This window comes from Acinetobacter sp. 742879, assembly GCF_000588535.1.
Classification (GTDB): domain Bacteria; phylum Pseudomonadota; class Gammaproteobacteria; order Pseudomonadales; family Moraxellaceae; genus Acinetobacter; species Acinetobacter pittii.
On sequence record NZ_JFYC01000003.1, the window covers coordinates 171,207 to 186,891 of the forward strand.

Consider the following 15,685-nt stretch of genomic DNA (forward strand, 5'->3'; position numbering starts at 1 on the left):
TGTGATTGACTGCTGAATTATGACTACTTTAAAAAACCAAATTACTGATGCATTAAAAACTTCTATGCGTGCCAAAGATATGGCAACAGTGACGGTTTTGCGTAGTCTACAAGCGGCAATTAAGCAAATCGAAGTCGATGAGCGCAAAGAGCTTGACGACGCTCAGGTTCTTGCGGTCATTGAAAAGCAAATTAAACAACGTAAAGAATCGATCAAAGCCTTTGAAGGTGCTGGTCGTAATGATTTAGCTAGTAAAGAACAAGCCGAAGCTGAGATTATCTCTCAGTTTCTACCAGAAGCTATGACTGAGGAAGAGCTTGATTCTATCATTGAGCAAACGATTGCTGCTCAAGAAGCAACTAGCATGAAAGATATGGGTAAGGTGATGAATTCTCTACGTCCGATCATAGCCGGGCGTGCCGATCCTGCTCAAGTTTCAGCAAAAATTAAAGCTAAGTTAGCTTAATTCCCCCCTTTTTTAAATTTTATATTTCTTCTAATCAAGCTTCTTTAGTTTGTATATATTTGCACACCTGCAAATTAAGTAAGATATAACTTTTAAATCTTCATTCTTCGCTCATCTTGCATCTGTTTCAAACGACTGTCTATTCTTGCCGACATTGCTTGATTATCTTTTGCCAATCGCTGAGCATGCAACATTGATTTTATTGCATTTTCCTCACTACCTGACCAATATTCTGCTTCAGCCCGATAGCGTAGAACATTAACCGCTCTTAAAGGTCCATTCTTATCCAAATTCGCAGCTTGCTGTAAAAATTGCCAACCTTGTATATCTCTTGGATTCTTATTAATAAATCTTTGAACCAAAGTTTGAACTTGCGCAAACTTACCTTGGCGTAGCAGCACCTCAGCCAACTTATAACTAAAAGCTTTATTTTCAGGCATCGTCATTTGTGTAGAAGCAATTGTTGTATAAGCTTGATCTAATTTATTTTGGCCGAGATAAATATCTGTCTGCAACAATGTGACAAGAGGCTTTCCACTAGATTTCGCTTGATCTAAAGTAGACTGCGCTTGCACATAATCACCTTGTCTTGTGTAAAATGCTGCTAAAGCAATCAGACCAGCAATATTTTTTTGGGACGCCAAACTTTGTAGTTGGTTTTCAGTTGCCTGATTGGCAACCACCATGGTGTACCATTTTAAAATCTCAAAATCTGCATCATATATACGGTTTTTAACTCGAGGCATCTGGTTTGCACGCAGCCTAGCTTCACTCATACGCTCAGTCGTCAATGGATGAGTCAACCAGAAATCCGGTAAAAAACTTACCCGACTTGTAGCTCTATGCATTGTTTCAAAGTAATCAGCCATACTTTGAGGGTTATAACCTGCTGCATACATATATTGCATGCCGATGCGGTCTGCTTCACGCTCTTGATTTCGACTATATGTTAATTGCTTATCCATGAGTGCAGCCTGAGTTCCAAGCATCACTGCTGCACCCGCATCGCCACCACCCTGTGCAGCTATAGCCACCCCCGCTAAAAGTCCTGCTAGACTTAGCAATGTTTGACCTTTAAAGGCTTCTTCAGAGCGACTAAAATGCCTTTGCGATACATGCGCAATTTCATGCGCCATAACACCAGCAATTTCATCAATATTTCGTGCTGAGGCAATAAGCCCTGTATTGAGCGCAAATAAGCCACCTGGAACAGCGAAAGCATTAATTTGTGGGTCTTTAATCACGACTAGACCAATCGGCTGCCCAAGCTGAGTTTCACTTAAAATACTCGAAAATACCTGAAAAAATTGATCTTCTAGCCAGACATCCTGAATAACGGGCATTTGTTTGTGAACTTCACGAAAAACTTTTTCGCCAATGAACTTTTCTTTTTGTTGATCAAGCAAACCAATCCCACTTCCAATATTTGGAATTTCTACCTGATTTACAGAAGGCTGAGGATCGAAAGGCTGTGCGTACGAAGCATTTGTTATAAAAGCCGTACTTAAAATAATTGGCAAAAATCTCAAAAGTTTTTCTCTAGTAAAATTAAACCATCAAAAAAAGTCTAACGATATAAAACATAAAAAATTATGTTCAATCAATAGACTTTTAATATATCACTCGAGATCGCTTAGTTTTGCAATGAAGTGTTATTAATCATTTATGCAAAGTTTGGGTTTACCAAATATCTAGGAGTTTTATCCTCCAAAGCTTCAACTAGATTTTTATAAGCAAGATTTGCCATTTTTTTACGGGTCTCTGCAGTCGCAGATCCTACGTGAGGCAAAGTAACAACATTTGGCAGTTTAAAAAGCTCTGAATCTTGTAAAGGTTCTTTCTCGTATACATCCAGACCAGCTCCAAAGATTTCCCCGCTTTGTAAGGCCTCAATCAAAGCTTGCTCATCAACTACTGAACCACGCGCAATATTTATAAAAATAGCGTGCTTTTGCATAAGCTCAAATTGAGCTTTCCCCATCAAGGCTTTCGATTCATTATTTAAGTCAACTGCGGTTACCACAAAATCAGACTGTTGCAATAACTCATCTAAACCAAGATATTGTGCTTTTAAAGGCTCTGCCAATTCAGGTTTTTCACGGCGGTTATGGTAAACAATATTCATGTTAAATCCATAAAAACCACGGCGTGCAATTGCAGCACCAATATTACCAAGCCCAATAATTCCTAGCGTCTTTCCAAAAACATCTAAACCAAATTGCTGAGGCCCAACAGTTCTTTTCCATTCACCTTGTTTCGTCCAATGATCAAGAAAAGGAACTTTTCTAGCAGCGCTTAGTAATAATGTAAAAGCAAGATCAGCCGTTGTTTCAGTTAAAACATGAGGGGTATTTGATAACCAGATTTTTCTTTGGTTTAGATAAGCCACATCATAATTGTCATAGCCAACTGTTACAGATGAAATAATTTTGAGTTTTTGAGCAGGCGCAAGATTACTTTCATTAAGAAGTCGACCAGCACCAATCATCCCATCAGCATCTACAACTTGTTGGCGAATTTGCTCATTAATATCACCCAGTTTTGGATTAAGAACTACAACATGATAATCCTGTTGTAATCGAGACAAAATTTCTTCATCAATTTGGCTAAAAACTACAACTTTTTTCATGTAAATCCCTACTACTCGTTGTTATCTTGCATTAATTGCCATAACCTTTTTTTAAGGAGTGGTTTCTCCAACATCTCTTTTAAACTCGCCAAATGAATAATATTGGCATGTTGAATATAAGAACATTCCCCAAGGCACAAGATTTTCTTGTCTGCTGCGACAGCATCTAAAAATCCTTGAATATATGAACCTGCACCACGTTGATCTTGATAGTTAGCTAAAGGGAACGGCCATTTTAGTTCAGCATATTGCCCTATTTTTGCTTTTTGAATGTTATTCCAAAGCTGCTTTTCTTCTTCACTTAAATTGGTAACATCTAAAAAAATAACGCATTTTTCAAGCGCAAAAGCCTGTAACTCAAATGAAGCAATCGTAACCACTGGAGCTTGTACTTCAGTACGAGGCGACACAACAGGCGGAACTTCTACTGGAAGTGGTACCGCAATTTCAGGTTCAACTTTTGGAACTTCGTTGACTTGTGGTTTTGTCGGTTGCTCAACAACTGGATTGTTCTTAGAAGGCAATATAATTGGTTCACCTTCTGGCGCAGCTTGATCTCGCCAGAGACTTTGAGCATTATTTTTTTGGCACACCTGTGTCTTAGGAATCCATACATCAATTCCTAAAGTTGCCAATATATTTCTTTGCTGCCCAATCATCTGTAAATCAATACCTCTACTCTATCTACATTCTAACGGGCTTGAGTTTTTTTTTCAGTGTTTTATTTCATTCAGATGTTTTTATAATCGTAGATGTCTTTTAAATAATCATCACACTATTTCTCTTTTGCATTTGATCCACAATTTCTTCTGTCTCAAAGCCAAAACGCCAATAAAGCAATTCAAGCACATCGAGTTCATCTTGCGTGATAATACGGTCGCTCCACAAACACATTTCTGCAATAGCTAGAATACTTAGCCGGTCACGTAATAATAAACCAGCAATATCATTTAAAATTTCAGCCAGATCTAATGGCTCATCTGAAATTTCATCATAGATATACATTTCATCGGGATTGAGCAGCGAACGTAAAATGCGCTCACGTACTTCTAATTGATTTGGGCTATTAATTTGCTGAACATGAAGTAAAGCATCAATTAAACGAACAATTTGGGGTTTCACTTCTTCAAATGCAGTCGGTAAATGTAACGGCATCAAGTTCAACTCATGTTTAACCCGCTCCAGTAAAAGTGCATCTAACAACCCAATTTCACCATCTTCTTGAATAATAAGCGCTAGCTTAGTAAGAAATTGCCGAGCAATACTTGCGGGTATATGCCCAATATTTTTACAAGCATCATGAAATATTTGAATATGAATACGTCCATCCAAATTCAATAATGCATCGATAATGGCATGACTCACAGGTGCATCTTTTGGAATAAACTCCCGATATTGGCGAATCATCAAAATAGCAACCATCACTTCACGTGAACCAGTCGCAGTTTGTAGTGCTCGCTGAATTAATTCAGGACGCTTTTTATTTCGACGTACATCACTACTCAGGGGCTTAATGGCATCATTTAATGCAAAACTAATTGGTGACAACCTTAATAAAGGTAAAGGCTGTGGAGATGACCACGGAATATAAATTTCTTTCTCAGATTCTTCTAAGAAATGAAATAAGCTAAACAACGGACGGTTGCGAAGTTTCTTTAAATTTTCTAATTGTAAATCTTGTAGCAAAGTAGGATTTAACTCATAAATACGTTCACGAATACTCGGGTGAATATTCATCCAGCTTTGCGGGCTTAGCGAGTTAGCAAAACACATATGTGCGATTGATTCGGAATAAGCACTATGAATTTGCGAACCAGAGTGGTGAACATAAATACGCAATAAAGTTTGGGTATTCGCATTATTTTTTAATAGTCGTACTGTTTTTTGGTCATTACGAAATGTGCGCCCACTCAAAGTCAAATACTTAATAAAACGAGTAATCAGCACACCTAGGCTTCCAGCCAACCAAATGACTCCACCCACTGCAACAAAAACTGTTTCAAATTTATGTTTATAGCCAGGGCTATAGCGCTTAAAACCCTGCTTGGCTAATTTACTGCCCCACTGACTAAAAGTTGTTAAGCCGCTATATAAAATCTTTAATTTAGTATTCTCAACAGCCTCACCCGATAAAATCTGATTAAACTCATGGCCCAATAAACCATATAACTCAAGCTTATCCAGATTCTGTAAAGCACCCCATGTCAGAATAATTACGATATCTTTGGGATGAAAACCTGCCGTAAGTGCATTTACACCAACTTCATCAGGTAATACATATACTGTTGGAACTTTAAGTGAAAAATTTTGGGCTAAGTGTTCTGTAATTTTTAATGCCGCGAGTTCTTCGGGAGTACTCTCCTCTTTCACCAAACGACGTGCTTTAAGTTGTTTTGCTAAAGAGTGTCCACCTTTACGCAGAATATAAAGTTCAGTAACTACCGACCAAACCATAATAAAAAGTAATAGTGCAACGAAGTAAGGACTTAAGGTATGCCACCAAATTGGCTGGCTATAATCAAAAAAATGAACGAGTAAACCTAAAATTAAATTTAAGATAAAAATAGTAAGCAGCACAGCAACCAAACACATAGTGATGGACCACGCCATATTTTTATTTTCGATGAGATAGTGGCTTACTTCTTTCAATGTAAATATTCCCAATTACATTGTTAGGTTTCATCATAAAAGAAAAAAGCGGGAAATACCCGCTTTTTTCGGCTATTTCTATTCTTCTTTGATGCCTGTTAAATCTACAGAAGCAGCATCGACATTAACGTCAATATAACCATCTTTTTTCTTCTTAGCAGAGTCATTACGCTTCTGCTCCAAATTATTTAGATAGTTACCATCAATATCACCTGTTACATAGATTCCATCAAATACTGAGCAATCGAACTCAGTTAAGTCAGGCACTTTGCTGGTACGTACAGCATTTTTCAAGTCTTCCAATTCTTGGAAAATCAAACGATCAGCACCAATAATTTCTTGGATCTCTTCCACACTGCGTTCTGAAGCAATAAGCTCAGCTTTAGCAGGCATATCAATACCGTAAACGTTTGGATACATTACTTTCGGTGCTGCTGACGCAAAGTATACTTTTTTTGCACCAGAATCACGTGCCATCTGAATAATCTCATTACACGTTGTACCACGTACAATAGAGTCATCCACCAACAGAACGTTCTTACCTTTGAATTCTAACTCAACAGGGTTTAATTTCTGACGTACAGATTTTTTACGTTGCTGTTGACCCGGCATAATAAAGGTACGGCCGATATAACGGTTTTTCATAAAACCTTCACGGAACTTCACACCTAGAATATTTGCAAGTTCTAAAGCTGAAGTACGGCTCGTATCTGGAATTGGAATCACCACATCAATATCGTGGTCCTCGCCCCAGTCACGTAAAATTTTATGAGCAAGCTTTTCACCCATTTTTAAACGCGCTTTATAAACCGAGATTCCATCAATAATCGCATCAGGACGAGCAAAATAAACGTATTCAAAAATACATGGGCGGTATTTCGGATTAGCAGCACATTGTTTAGAGAACAACTCGCCATTTGCATTGATGAAAATTGCTTCACCTGGTTCAATATCACGCTCAATTTTGAAACCAAGAGCAGTAATAGCCACCGATTCAGAAGCAATGATGTATTCCATCTCACCTTGTTCAGTCACACGCGAACCATAAATAAGTGGGCGAATACCATTCGGATCACGGAAGCCAACCAAACCATGACCAGTAATCATCGCTACTACACCATACGCACCTTGGCAACGCTCATGCACACGAGAAACCGTGTGAAAAATATCGTCAGCTGTAGGATTTAAAGTGCCTTTTTTCTGTAATTCATGTGCGAATACGTTTAAAAGAACTTCTGAGTCAGAATCAGTATTCATATGACGTAAATCTGTTTTAAACAGGTCATCATGAATTTCTTCTGCATTGGTCAAGTTACCATTATGTGCAAGCGTAATACCGTAAGGTGAGTTTACATAAAATGGTTGTGCTTCAGCACTGCTCGCAGAACCAGCAGTTGGGTAACGTACATGGCCAATACCATAATTACCAAGTAATGCTCTCATATGACGAGTATGAAAGACATCACGCACCATACCGTTATCCTTACGAAGGAAAAGACGGCCTTCATGGCAGGTTACTATTCCAGCTGCATCTTGCCCACGATGTTGCAACATCGTTAAAGCATCAAACAACATTTGGTTCACTGGCGATTTACCGGCTATACCAACAACTCCACACATAGCAACCTCGCAGACAAGCTAGGAATTAATAAAAAGGATTCTTTGTCGAATGGTCGGATCGGTTTTCTAAATCTTCCGATTCGTCCATTGGTTTTGAAGGAGTGCCTGATGCACTACCTCCAGATGTTATTTGATGAAATGCCTCACTTGCAGCATCTTTAGACAACTCGGTAGCCAAAGGCGCATAAGGCAATAAAAACTGTATAAATTTGGACTGTTTCCAGTGCGGTGAACTTTCAACCCAAGGTCCTACACCCTGCATTGTAATTAGTACAACCAACAAGCCCTTTAAAGAACCAAAAGCACCACCTGCTAAACGATTTAATGGCCCCAATTTCAGACTTTTCAAGAGGCCATTTAAAAATGCAGAGACGATCCATGTTAAAACAATGATCAAAAGCGCTATAAATGCAAAAGCTGCAATTTTTTGAACAACTGGATCATGACTTAAACCCGACATAGACGGAGCAAGAAGGACAGCATATTTTGCACCCATAATTAATGCAATGACCCATCCTACCAAGTTCGCAAAGGCTTTAATAAATCCTTGTCGCAAACCGTTTAGCCCCCCAATGAGCAAAAGTATCAGAATAATGATATCAATTGTGTTCATATTCACTTAAGACATAGCTGCAACACATTGTTTCACTAAAATAGGACCTGTATAAATTAGCCCACTATAGATCTGTACTAATGTTGCTCCAGCTTGCTGTTTGACTGCTGCTTGTTCACCCGACAAAATTCCACCCACGCCAATTAACGGGATTTGTCCTTTTAATGTTTGGGAAAACAAACGTAAGCATTCTGTACTTTTTTCAAAAACAGGCGCGCCTGATAAACCTCCCGACTCATTACCATAAGGAAGATTTTCTACACCTTCTCTTGATAAGGTCGTATTAGTAACGATCAAGCCATCAATTTTAAACTGTACTAACTGCGCTGCAATAAATTCAACATCTTCCGCTGTTAAATCAGGTGCAACTTTCAGAACCAAAGGAACATAGTGATTATTTTGTTCAGCTAGCTCAAGTTGTCTTTCTTTTAAGGTTTGCAATAGTTCAGTTAATGCATCGCCACTTTGTAAACTTCTTAAGTTCTTAGTATTTGGAGATGAAATATTAACGGTAATATAAGAAGCGTAGTTATACACTTTCTCAAGGCAAATCAGGTAGTCATCAACAGCTTTTTCTACAGGAGTATCAGCATTCTTACCAATATTAATGCCTAAAATTCCTTTAAACTTTGAAGCTTTTACATTTTCAATCAGCTTATCAACACCATCATTATTGAACCCCATACGGTTAATAATGGCTTGAGCTTCAGGAATACGGAATAAGCGCGGCTGCGGATTACCCGATTGAGGACGAGGTGTAATGGTTCCAATTTCAATAAAACCAAACCCTAACCCAGCTAAAGCATCAATGTGTGCACCATTTTTATCAAGACCGGCTGCCAAACCTACTGGATTTGGAAATTCAATTCCCATACAAGTCGTCGGTTTCGCTTCTACGCTCTGACGGAGTAAGCCGAACTTATGTGCTTTATCAAGCATAGATAATGTTAATTCATGGGCACGCTCTGGTGCTAAACTAAACAACATCGGGCGAGCAAGTGAATATAACATACCAATCACAATCTACTGATTTTAGGTAGGCATATTATAGGCACAGGGAGCACAAAACACCATGCTTAAGACCAGCATATTTTAATATGTTATTGAACCGTCGCTGTTAATTTAATCTGACCTTCACTTGAAACCATTTCCATTTTTTCAATACTTAAGCCCATTTGTGCCAGTTGGGTTAAAAAGTTAGCTAAAATTGCGTAATTCTGATGAGTAACAATAATTTGTAACTGCTCGCCATTTTGCTGAGAAGTAACCGTTAAACCTTGCTGTTGAGCTACACGTTGTATTTTTTCTGCCTGCCCCAGCTCAAGCTCACTCGCAGGTTTCATAGTGACTGCATTACTTTGCATCCACACCATCAAATCTTTTAAATCATTTAAGCGCTGTTGCTGCTGTTCTGCTAAGGAATGCATTTTCCAAAGTGAAGCCCCAATAATAGCCACTACAACAAAAATTGTAGTAAAGACTACCATGATACGTTCACGGACAGTCAAACGGTCTAAATATTGATTAACTTGTTCGATCCACTGATCAAAGCGGTTTTGCAATTGAGCTAACATTTTCATTATTGTATTTTCACCACCCCAATAGCCCCACCACCATCGGCTTGAACATTACCTAACTCCGCCTTAAATCCTTGCTGATTAAGCTGCTGTGTTAAAGCTTGCAAATCATCTGCCGATTTTGCTTTCAAGGCCATGGTTAGTGTAGAAGCATCATAATTTAATTGCTGAGCTAAAATTTGTCTTTGCATCAAAATAGGTCCAACACGACTCAATAAAGAAAGTGCTTGTGTATCGCCTTGTTTACTCATTCTTAAATGACTTTCAAATTGGCTTTTTATATTTTGTTCATTTACGCGACTAGAAGGACCAAACCAATATTTATATTGCTCAATTGTCTGCTCAGCTGTTTGATTTGCTACATTTCTTAATTTTACCCAACGCAACAAATCATAGCTGAACTGAACTACAATGATTGCTAAAACAATAACCGCACATGCTTTCCAGTACCCAGAAACCGTTTGCTCTTGCCCTTTGGCTTTTGGTAAAACGTTAAAAGGATGCTGTTTAAGTTTATCTAAGCCCTGAAACTGATAAAAAAATTCTGAACGTTGCTCAACACTAGAAGCTGCTTCTAAGCTTTCTAATTGTTCTGTCGTTAATCCACTATATTGATAGTTTGTTTCAACTGGCTGGAATTCCAAAAACAATCCCAAATCATCTAGTGAGTTACCCACCCATTTACTTTCGCGCGCCAGTAATTTTTGGTCAATATTACACAGGATAACTTGGTGCTCTTGTGGTTCTGGCAAAATCAAAAAGTCTGGCAACAAAGCAACCAGCTTGATTGGCAACAAATTCATCGCATGTTGCCATGTTTCCACAGTAGTTTTTGCAACGCCCAATATTGTTAATTGATCAGCATGAAAATGATGAACTACTTTCATGTGATCAATAGGCAAAGTTACAAACTCTTCAAGCAAATATTTAACACCATCTGCTCCGAGTTGCTTGTAATGAGACTTTGCTATTTGTTGCTGGAATACCTGAGCATGACGACTAGGAAAAAAGACAACAGCCTCTTTTCCTTGGTGCAATTGTAGGTCTTGTATTAATTGATCGAGGCTTTCAGCCTGCAACCAGTTTTCTCCGTTAGACCAATGCCATATTCCATTGGTTTCAGGCATCCATAAATACAGCATAATGGGCTAAATAACCTTTTTATTTATATTGTGGGTATAAAACTATTTTTTTGTGTTGATAAACCAGTTGCAATCACAGCCTGATCATAAATTCGAGCTTCAGCCAACGCAAATGGATTAAAGTTTTCATGGGTCAGCAGTTCAGCAATATGCCCTACTACATTCATATGACACACGACCACAATTGACTCATAAGGAATCTGAGACAACCACTCGACTGCCTCTTTGGCGTTATCATCCGGTTTAATTTTATCGCATAACAACACAGGCACATCTTTAAAGTACGCTTGAATATGTGCCAATGTCTCTTGAGCACGCAACAAAGGACTAACTACAAAAATATCAGGCTTAACAATATCTTTTAAAAATGTTGCTGTCTGTTCTGCTTGAGCATGTCCACGAGCAGTAAGAGGGCGTTTAGTGTCGTTACCATTTACAGGTGGAGCGGCTTCCCCATGGCGAACCAATGTCAGTTGCATAAATTTTCCTTGTTAATAATTCCTGCATTATAACCACAATTTATGACATTTCTTCTTCAGACTTCGTGATGAGGTAAAACAAATTCAACATCACTACGGTGTCCGTTTTTCATAAGAGATAATGCAATATTTAAAGGAGGCGCCCCTTCGAAAATAACTTCATATAAAGCGTTAGTGATAGGCATATAAACATCTAGTTCTTCTGCTTTACCACGCACCTGAACAATTGTATTAATGCCTTCTGCTGTCTGCCCCAACTCTTTACTTGCCTGATCCAGCGTTTTACCCGAACCTAAAGCATAACCAATCTGATAATTACGGCTTAAAGGACTATTACAAGTCGCGAATAAATCACCAACACCTGACAACCCCAAGAATGTAAGCGGATTTGCACCTTGTTTTACTGCAAAACGGCTCATCTCAGCCAAAGCACGCGTTAAAATCATACTCTTGGTGTTTTCACCAATTTTGTAAGCGGCACCAATTCCCATTGCAACCGCATAAATATTTTTAAGCGCACCACCTAACTCCACTCCATGTACATCATCACTACCAAAAACACGGAATAAAGCACTATGCAGAGCATGTTGCACAGCATAACGAACTAACTCAGAATCACTGGAAATAACAGTACCAGATGGCATCCCTGCCATAATTTCTTTTGCAAGGTTTGGACCTGATAGCACACCATAGGGAACTTCAGGTAATTCTTCACGAATAATATCGCTCATGAAGCTGAAAGTTTTAGCTTCAACGCCTTTAGTTAAAGACACAACCGCTTGTGCAGTAATATAAGGAGCGATTTGTTTTAAAACATCACGGAATGAGTGACTTGGAATTGCGACTAAAATAATATCTCGGTCACATACAGCTTGCTCAAGATCAGATACAGCGCGTAATGATGACTCTAAAATAAAATCTGGCAAATAACGTTTATTAATGTGTGTTTTATTAATTTCCTCAGCTGTTTCGCCGTCACGAATCCAGATCATGGTATCGCAACCGTTACGTGCAGCTAAATTTGCCATAGCCGTTCCAAAGCTTCCTCCCCCTAGAACGGTAATACGTAAAGCAGTTTTTTTATCAACCGCAACAGGTTCCACCAAATCTGTAAACTTAAATTCAGCCATCTTTTATTATCCTATTTCTTACTTCTACAGACGTTTAAGCCTGCCAAACTTTTACGAATTCTTTACTTTCAATATCTGCACGCGGTGCAATTACTTTAGCTGCTGTGCCGACGTAAATAATACCTGAAATTAAATCACGAGGTTGCAGACCTAAATGCTGTTTTAACCAATTTGATTCAACAACTGCACCACTACGCCACATGGTCGAAAAACCTTGAGCTTGTAGAGATAATAAAAGATTTTGTACTGCGGCACCCGTACTTAAGATTTGTTCGAAATGCGGCACTTTCGGATGATCTTGTAGTTGTGTAAGCGCTAAAATGAGTAATGGTGCACGAAAAGGATGTTGTTTAACACGTTCGAGTTGAGCGGGATCAGTTTCACCTAAATCTGCTAGAGCCTTTGCTAAAACTTCACCAAAAGCACCACGTTGTTCGCCTGAAACAACTACAAAACGCGTTGGCTTAAGTCTATGATGATCTGGAGCAGTCAAAGCTGCTTGGAAAGCTAACTCTAATTGCTCTGTACTTGGAGCCGGCTCAACTAATTGGCCAATAGACTGACGCTGATGAATATTTTGGTGAATTATTTGTATTGCTGATTCCGTCATTAATATTGATCTAACTCAAAAATTCAAAATAGATTAGCATAATCTACCGTTAATCCACCATTGAATCTAGCTTATAAAATTAGCGAACTCTCACTTTGACATTTTTTAATACAAAACATCAAAACTCATACAACGTCTTCAAAATCAACTAGAAAACTTATGTTCAAATAGCTATGTCTTTTAGCGATTAACTTTAGGTGCATTATGAAAAAAATAATTTTAGCAAGCGCAATGAGCGGTGTTGTTTTATTACTTGGTGCTTGCGCAACTACTCCTAAAAATACTTTAGCAGTTCAAAAAGAAAATAATCAGTTTGAAGTTACAGGTATTGGCAAAACCAATTTAATTGCGAAAAATAATGCAATTACTGCAGCTCAAAAAACTTGCTCAAAAAACACTACACCAGTCGTTGTAGATGAAAAAACAACATATAACGGTGTATTAAAAGATGTTGTAAGTGAAAAAACCGGTCAAATGGTTGAAGCAGCAGCAGGGGTTATTGGTACATTAACTGGTAAAAATGCATCTTTAGCAAAAGATGATGACTACCAAACAACGCTTACTTTCTATTGTAAAATTAATTAATCAAAAAAAATCCCAATCAAATGATTGGGATTTTTTTATTAGCAATAACCATCTAATCTGGTCAGTGGTAATTTTTTACCAATTGCTTTTTCAATTTCGGGTAAATAAAAGGCGTCATCTTCTGAAAGAAAACTAATACTTACACCTTGTGACCCAGCGCGACCTGTACGACCAATACGGTGTACATAATCATCAGACTGCTCAGGTAACGTAAAGTTGATGACATGCGACACGCCATCGACATGAATACCACGACCAGCAACATCCGTCGCAATCATAATATTATGTTTACCTTGCTTAAATTGCTCTAACATTTTTAAACGTTTATCTTGAGCAATCTCACCAGAAAGCATACCAACTCTATATCCATCTTTCTTTAAATGATCATAAAGACGGCGGACTTGGTCACGTCGATTAGCAAAAATCATGACCTTATCGATTGGCTCTTCACGCAAGATATCTTGCAATAAACGATATTTATCTTGTTTAGCTACAACATAAACACGTTGCTCTACATCGTTATTGGTCTTTTGTTCAGGCTCAATTTCAACAGTTACAGGTTCAAATAACCATTGTCTTGCCAAATTCAAGACGTCATAACTAAACGTCGCTGAGAACATGAGTGTTTGACGTTGTTCCTTGCGTGGTGAATAACGAACAATACGTTTTACGGAAGGAATAAAGCCCATGTCTAATAAACGGTCAGCTTCATCAATAACTAAAAATTCAATTTGATCGAGCCAGACTTCTTTTTGTTCTACAAAATCGATTAATCGCCCAGGTGTGGCTACCATGATATCGACAAAATTAGCATCAAGTTGCTTCTTCTGCTTATCGAAATCAACACCACCTAATAGGGTCACTAAATGTAAATTAGAGAATTTTGTGAGAAATTTCGCATCACTTTCAATTTGCAATGCCAACTCACGAGTAGGCGCCAAGATTAAAGCACGAGGCTCGCCACGGAAGCGTTGCTCTTGAATCGGATTATTGAGTAAATCATTAATTACACTAATCAGAAAGGCAGCTGTCTTACCTGTTCCTGTTTGTGCTCGCCCAATTGCATCATGCCCGGCTAATGTATATTTTAAAACCTTTTGCTGAATTGGGGTCATTTGAGTAAACCCTAAAGCATCAATCGCCTTTTTAAGTTGCGGATGTAAATTCAAGGTTTCAAAACCAGATGTCATAAATACGCGCTCTAACAAACAATCTCTCGAATGAGAAGATCATTATAAACAAAAACGCCCCAATTCAAAAATTGGAGCGTCCATCATTCATCAAAAAGATGAATTAGTCTTAGTCTAAAGGCTGAACGTTTTCAGCTTGAAAACCTTTTTGACCTTGTACAACGCTAAACTCTACGCGTTGACCATCACGTAGAGAACGGTGACCGTCACCTACGATTGCACGGAAGTGAACGAATACATCGTCGCCGCCGTTACGTTGAATAAAACCAAAGCCTTTAGTGTCATTAAACCACTTTACTACGCCTTGTTCACGAGCTGTCATAAGTCAATCCTCAGATGTTGAAAAAAGGACCTTCCGGTGTTGCAAACAGCAGAGCAAACAAGGTTTTAAAATATTTATAATCTTAAAGCTTGTAATCATTCTGTAAAACTATCAACAATTTCCGGTTACATCCATTTGTTATAGGGTTATTAAATCAATTTGATTGTGTGGTAAATCCTAAAACGGTTCGAGCTTAACACGGGTTTATGACAATTAATAGAATTTTTTTCAAATATTTCCCCTATTTTTAGTTCTTTTTTTAAACAGCTTATTACAATATTTTTTATAGAAATTCCTGCATCTTCTTTCATAAAATATGCTGTATTTATTAAAAATTTGTTAGAATATTTTTTTCAGTTGTTTTGATGATGAATGAGCAATACTTCTTCTAATACAGCACCCATTGAAATTAATGCCCTTGGACAACCCTGCCCAATGCCATTGTTAATGCTAAAACGTGAACTTAAAAAAGCGTCAGGCAAACAACAATTTTTATTAAAATCTTCAGATCCTCATAGTGAAATTGATGTAACTCGTTACTGCGATTTACATCATTTTACGTGTCAAACTATACACATATCAGAAAGAGAATTTCACTATTTAATTGAAACTCAATAATTCTTTGCTAAACTAAAAGATTAGAAATTGCATAAAATTTTACATTTCTCTACCC

17 protein-coding genes are annotated in these 15,685 nt (G+C 38.0%); 3 read left to right on the forward strand and 14 right to left on the reverse strand.

Features of this window, described 5'->3' with window-relative positions; all coding sequences use genetic code 11:
• Nucleotides 1-19: 19 nt before the first annotated feature.
• Entirely contained in the window at nt 20-466 is a 447-nt protein-coding gene (locus J690_RS10160; protein ID WP_002115302.1) for a GatB/YqeY domain-containing protein, read from the forward strand.
• Between the two features lie 92 nt (nt 467-558).
• Here the strand turns inward: J690_RS10160 and J690_RS10165 are convergent, their stop codons facing one another.
• The 12 genes from J690_RS10165 to J690_RS10220 form a co-directional block, all read right to left on the reverse strand.
• Nucleotides 559-1,986: a M48 family metalloprotease gene (locus tag J690_RS10165; RefSeq protein ID WP_081405130.1), complete on the reverse strand. Its 1,428-nt coding sequence runs from the start codon at nt 1,984-1,986 to the stop codon at nt 559-561.
• Nucleotides 1,987-2,129: 143 nt separating this feature from the next.
• On the reverse strand, nt 2,130-3,095 hold the full coding sequence (locus J690_RS10170; protein ID WP_017398569.1) for a 2-hydroxyacid dehydrogenase: 966 nt from the start codon (nt 3,093-3,095) through the stop codon (nt 2,130-2,132).
• A gap of 11 nt (nt 3,096-3,106) precedes the next feature.
• Nucleotides 3,107-3,754: a hypothetical protein gene (locus J690_RS10175; protein ID WP_017480785.1), complete on the reverse strand. Its 648-nt coding sequence runs from the start codon at nt 3,752-3,754 to the stop codon at nt 3,107-3,109.
• Nucleotides 3,755-3,854: 100 nt separating this feature from the next.
• Entirely contained in the window at nt 3,855-5,744 is a 1,890-nt protein-coding gene (locus J690_RS10180) for a M48 family metalloprotease (RefSeq protein ID WP_005068334.1), read from the reverse strand.
• Between the two features lie 78 nt (nt 5,745-5,822).
• Complete coding sequence (purF, locus tag J690_RS10185) at nt 5,823-7,364, reverse strand: amidophosphoribosyltransferase (RefSeq protein ID WP_005073509.1); 1,542 nt, start codon at nt 7,362-7,364, stop codon at nt 5,823-5,825.
• A 25-nt stretch (nt 7,365-7,389) separates the two neighbouring features.
• The gene (locus tag J690_RS10190) at nt 7,390-7,977 is read right to left on the reverse strand and encodes a CvpA family protein (RefSeq protein WP_002115251.1); all 588 of its coding nucleotides are present in this window, start codon (nt 7,975-7,977) and stop codon (nt 7,390-7,392) included.
• 6 nt (nt 7,978-7,983) lie between these two features.
• On the reverse strand, nt 7,984-8,988 hold the full coding sequence (locus tag J690_RS10195; RefSeq protein WP_032004644.1) for a quinone-dependent dihydroorotate dehydrogenase: 1,005 nt from the start codon (nt 8,986-8,988) through the stop codon (nt 7,984-7,986).
• An 89-nt stretch (nt 8,989-9,077) separates the two neighbouring features.
• On the reverse strand, nt 9,078-9,557 hold the full coding sequence (gene gspM / locus J690_RS10200; protein ID WP_005073507.1) for a type II secretion system protein GspM: 480 nt from the start codon (nt 9,555-9,557) through the stop codon (nt 9,078-9,080).
• The gene (gene gspL, locus J690_RS10205) at nt 9,557-10,696 is read right to left on the reverse strand and encodes a type II secretion system protein GspL (protein WP_032035627.1); all 1,140 of its coding nucleotides are present in this window, start codon (nt 10,694-10,696) and stop codon (nt 9,557-9,559) included. Before gspL ends, gspM begins: the two co-directional genes overlap by 1 nt.
• A 23-nt stretch (nt 10,697-10,719) precedes the next feature.
• A complete protein-coding gene (locus J690_RS10210) occupies nt 10,720-11,175 on the reverse strand; it encodes a SixA phosphatase family protein (RefSeq protein WP_005068324.1) in 456 nt (151 codons plus the stop codon).
• Between the two features lie 56 nt (nt 11,176-11,231).
• Complete coding sequence (locus tag J690_RS10215) at nt 11,232-12,305, reverse strand: NAD(P)H-dependent glycerol-3-phosphate dehydrogenase (RefSeq protein WP_032035628.1); 1,074 nt, start codon at nt 12,303-12,305, stop codon at nt 11,232-11,234.
• A 34-nt stretch (nt 12,306-12,339) separates the two neighbouring features.
• The gene (locus tag J690_RS10220) at nt 12,340-12,915 is read right to left on the reverse strand and encodes a nitroreductase family protein (RefSeq protein WP_005073504.1); all 576 of its coding nucleotides are present in this window, start codon (nt 12,913-12,915) and stop codon (nt 12,340-12,342) included.
• A gap of 204 nt (nt 12,916-13,119) precedes the next feature.
• On the opposite strand from J690_RS10220, the gene J690_RS10225 reads away from it, so the two are divergent.
• Nucleotides 13,120-13,500 (forward strand): putative periplasmic lipoprotein, encoded by a 381-nt coding sequence (locus J690_RS10225; protein WP_005073503.1) that lies wholly within the window; start codon nt 13,120-13,122, stop codon nt 13,498-13,500.
• A gap of 38 nt (nt 13,501-13,538) precedes the next feature.
• Here the strand turns inward: J690_RS10225 and rhlB are convergent, their stop codons facing one another.
• A complete protein-coding gene (gene rhlB / locus J690_RS10230) occupies nt 13,539-14,690 on the reverse strand; it encodes an ATP-dependent RNA helicase RhlB (protein WP_002115257.1) in 1,152 nt (383 codons plus the stop codon).
• Between the two features lie 109 nt (nt 14,691-14,799).
• Nucleotides 14,800-15,012 (reverse strand): cold-shock protein, encoded by a 213-nt coding sequence (locus tag J690_RS10235; RefSeq protein WP_000126912.1) that lies wholly within the window; start codon nt 15,010-15,012, stop codon nt 14,800-14,802.
• Between the two features lie 372 nt (nt 15,013-15,384).
• Between J690_RS10235 and J690_RS0104215 the strand changes: the two genes are divergently transcribed.
• A complete protein-coding gene (locus tag J690_RS0104215) occupies nt 15,385-15,630 on the forward strand; it encodes a sulfurtransferase TusA family protein (protein ID WP_032035630.1) in 246 nt (81 codons plus the stop codon).
• Nucleotides 15,631-15,685: the final 55 nt, after the last annotated feature.

Bases quoted from the DNA above. Each gene is read 5' to 3' on its own strand.
- J690_RS10220 (WP_005073504.1), bottom strand. From the start codon at position 12,915: ATGACGGAATCAGCAATACAAATAATTCACCAAAATATTCATCAGCGT.
- rhlB (WP_002115257.1), bottom strand. From the start codon at position 14,690: ATGACATCTGGTTTTGAAACCTTGAATTTACATCCGCAACTTAAAAAG.
- gspM (WP_005073507.1), bottom strand. From the start codon at position 9,557: ATGAAAATGTTAGCTCAATTGCAAAACCGCTTTGATCAGTGGATCGAA.
- J690_RS0104215 (WP_032035630.1), top strand. From the start codon at position 15,385: ATGAGCAATACTTCTTCTAATACAGCACCCATTGAAATTAATGCCCTT.
- purF (WP_005073509.1), bottom strand. From the start codon at position 7,364: ATGTGTGGAGTTGTTGGTATAGCCGGTAAATCGCCAGTGAACCAAATG.
- J690_RS10210 (WP_005068324.1), bottom strand. From the start codon at position 11,175: ATGCAACTGACATTGGTTCGCCATGGGGAAGCCGCTCCACCTGTAAAT.
- J690_RS10235 (WP_000126912.1), bottom strand. From the start codon at position 15,012: ATGACAGCTCGTGAACAAGGCGTAGTAAAGTGGTTTAATGACACTAAA.
- gspL (WP_032035627.1), bottom strand. From the start codon at position 10,696: ATGCTGTATTTATGGATGCCTGAAACCAATGGAATATGGCATTGGTCT.
- J690_RS10195 (WP_032004644.1), bottom strand. From the start codon at position 8,988: ATGTTATATTCACTTGCTCGCCCGATGTTGTTTAGTTTAGCACCAGAG.
- J690_RS10190 (WP_002115251.1), bottom strand. From the start codon at position 7,977: ATGAACACAATTGATATCATTATTCTGATACTTTTGCTCATTGGGGGG.
- J690_RS10175 (WP_017480785.1), bottom strand. From the start codon at position 3,754: ATGATTGGGCAGCAAAGAAATATATTGGCAACTTTAGGAATTGATGTA.
- J690_RS10160 (WP_002115302.1), top strand. From the start codon at position 20: ATGACTACTTTAAAAAACCAAATTACTGATGCATTAAAAACTTCTATG.
- J690_RS10215 (WP_032035628.1), bottom strand. From the start codon at position 12,305: ATGGCTGAATTTAAGTTTACAGATTTGGTGGAACCTGTTGCGGTTGAT.
- J690_RS10225 (WP_005073503.1), top strand. From the start codon at position 13,120: ATGAAAAAAATAATTTTAGCAAGCGCAATGAGCGGTGTTGTTTTATTA.
- J690_RS10170 (WP_017398569.1), bottom strand. From the start codon at position 3,095: ATGAAAAAAGTTGTAGTTTTTAGCCAAATTGATGAAGAAATTTTGTCT.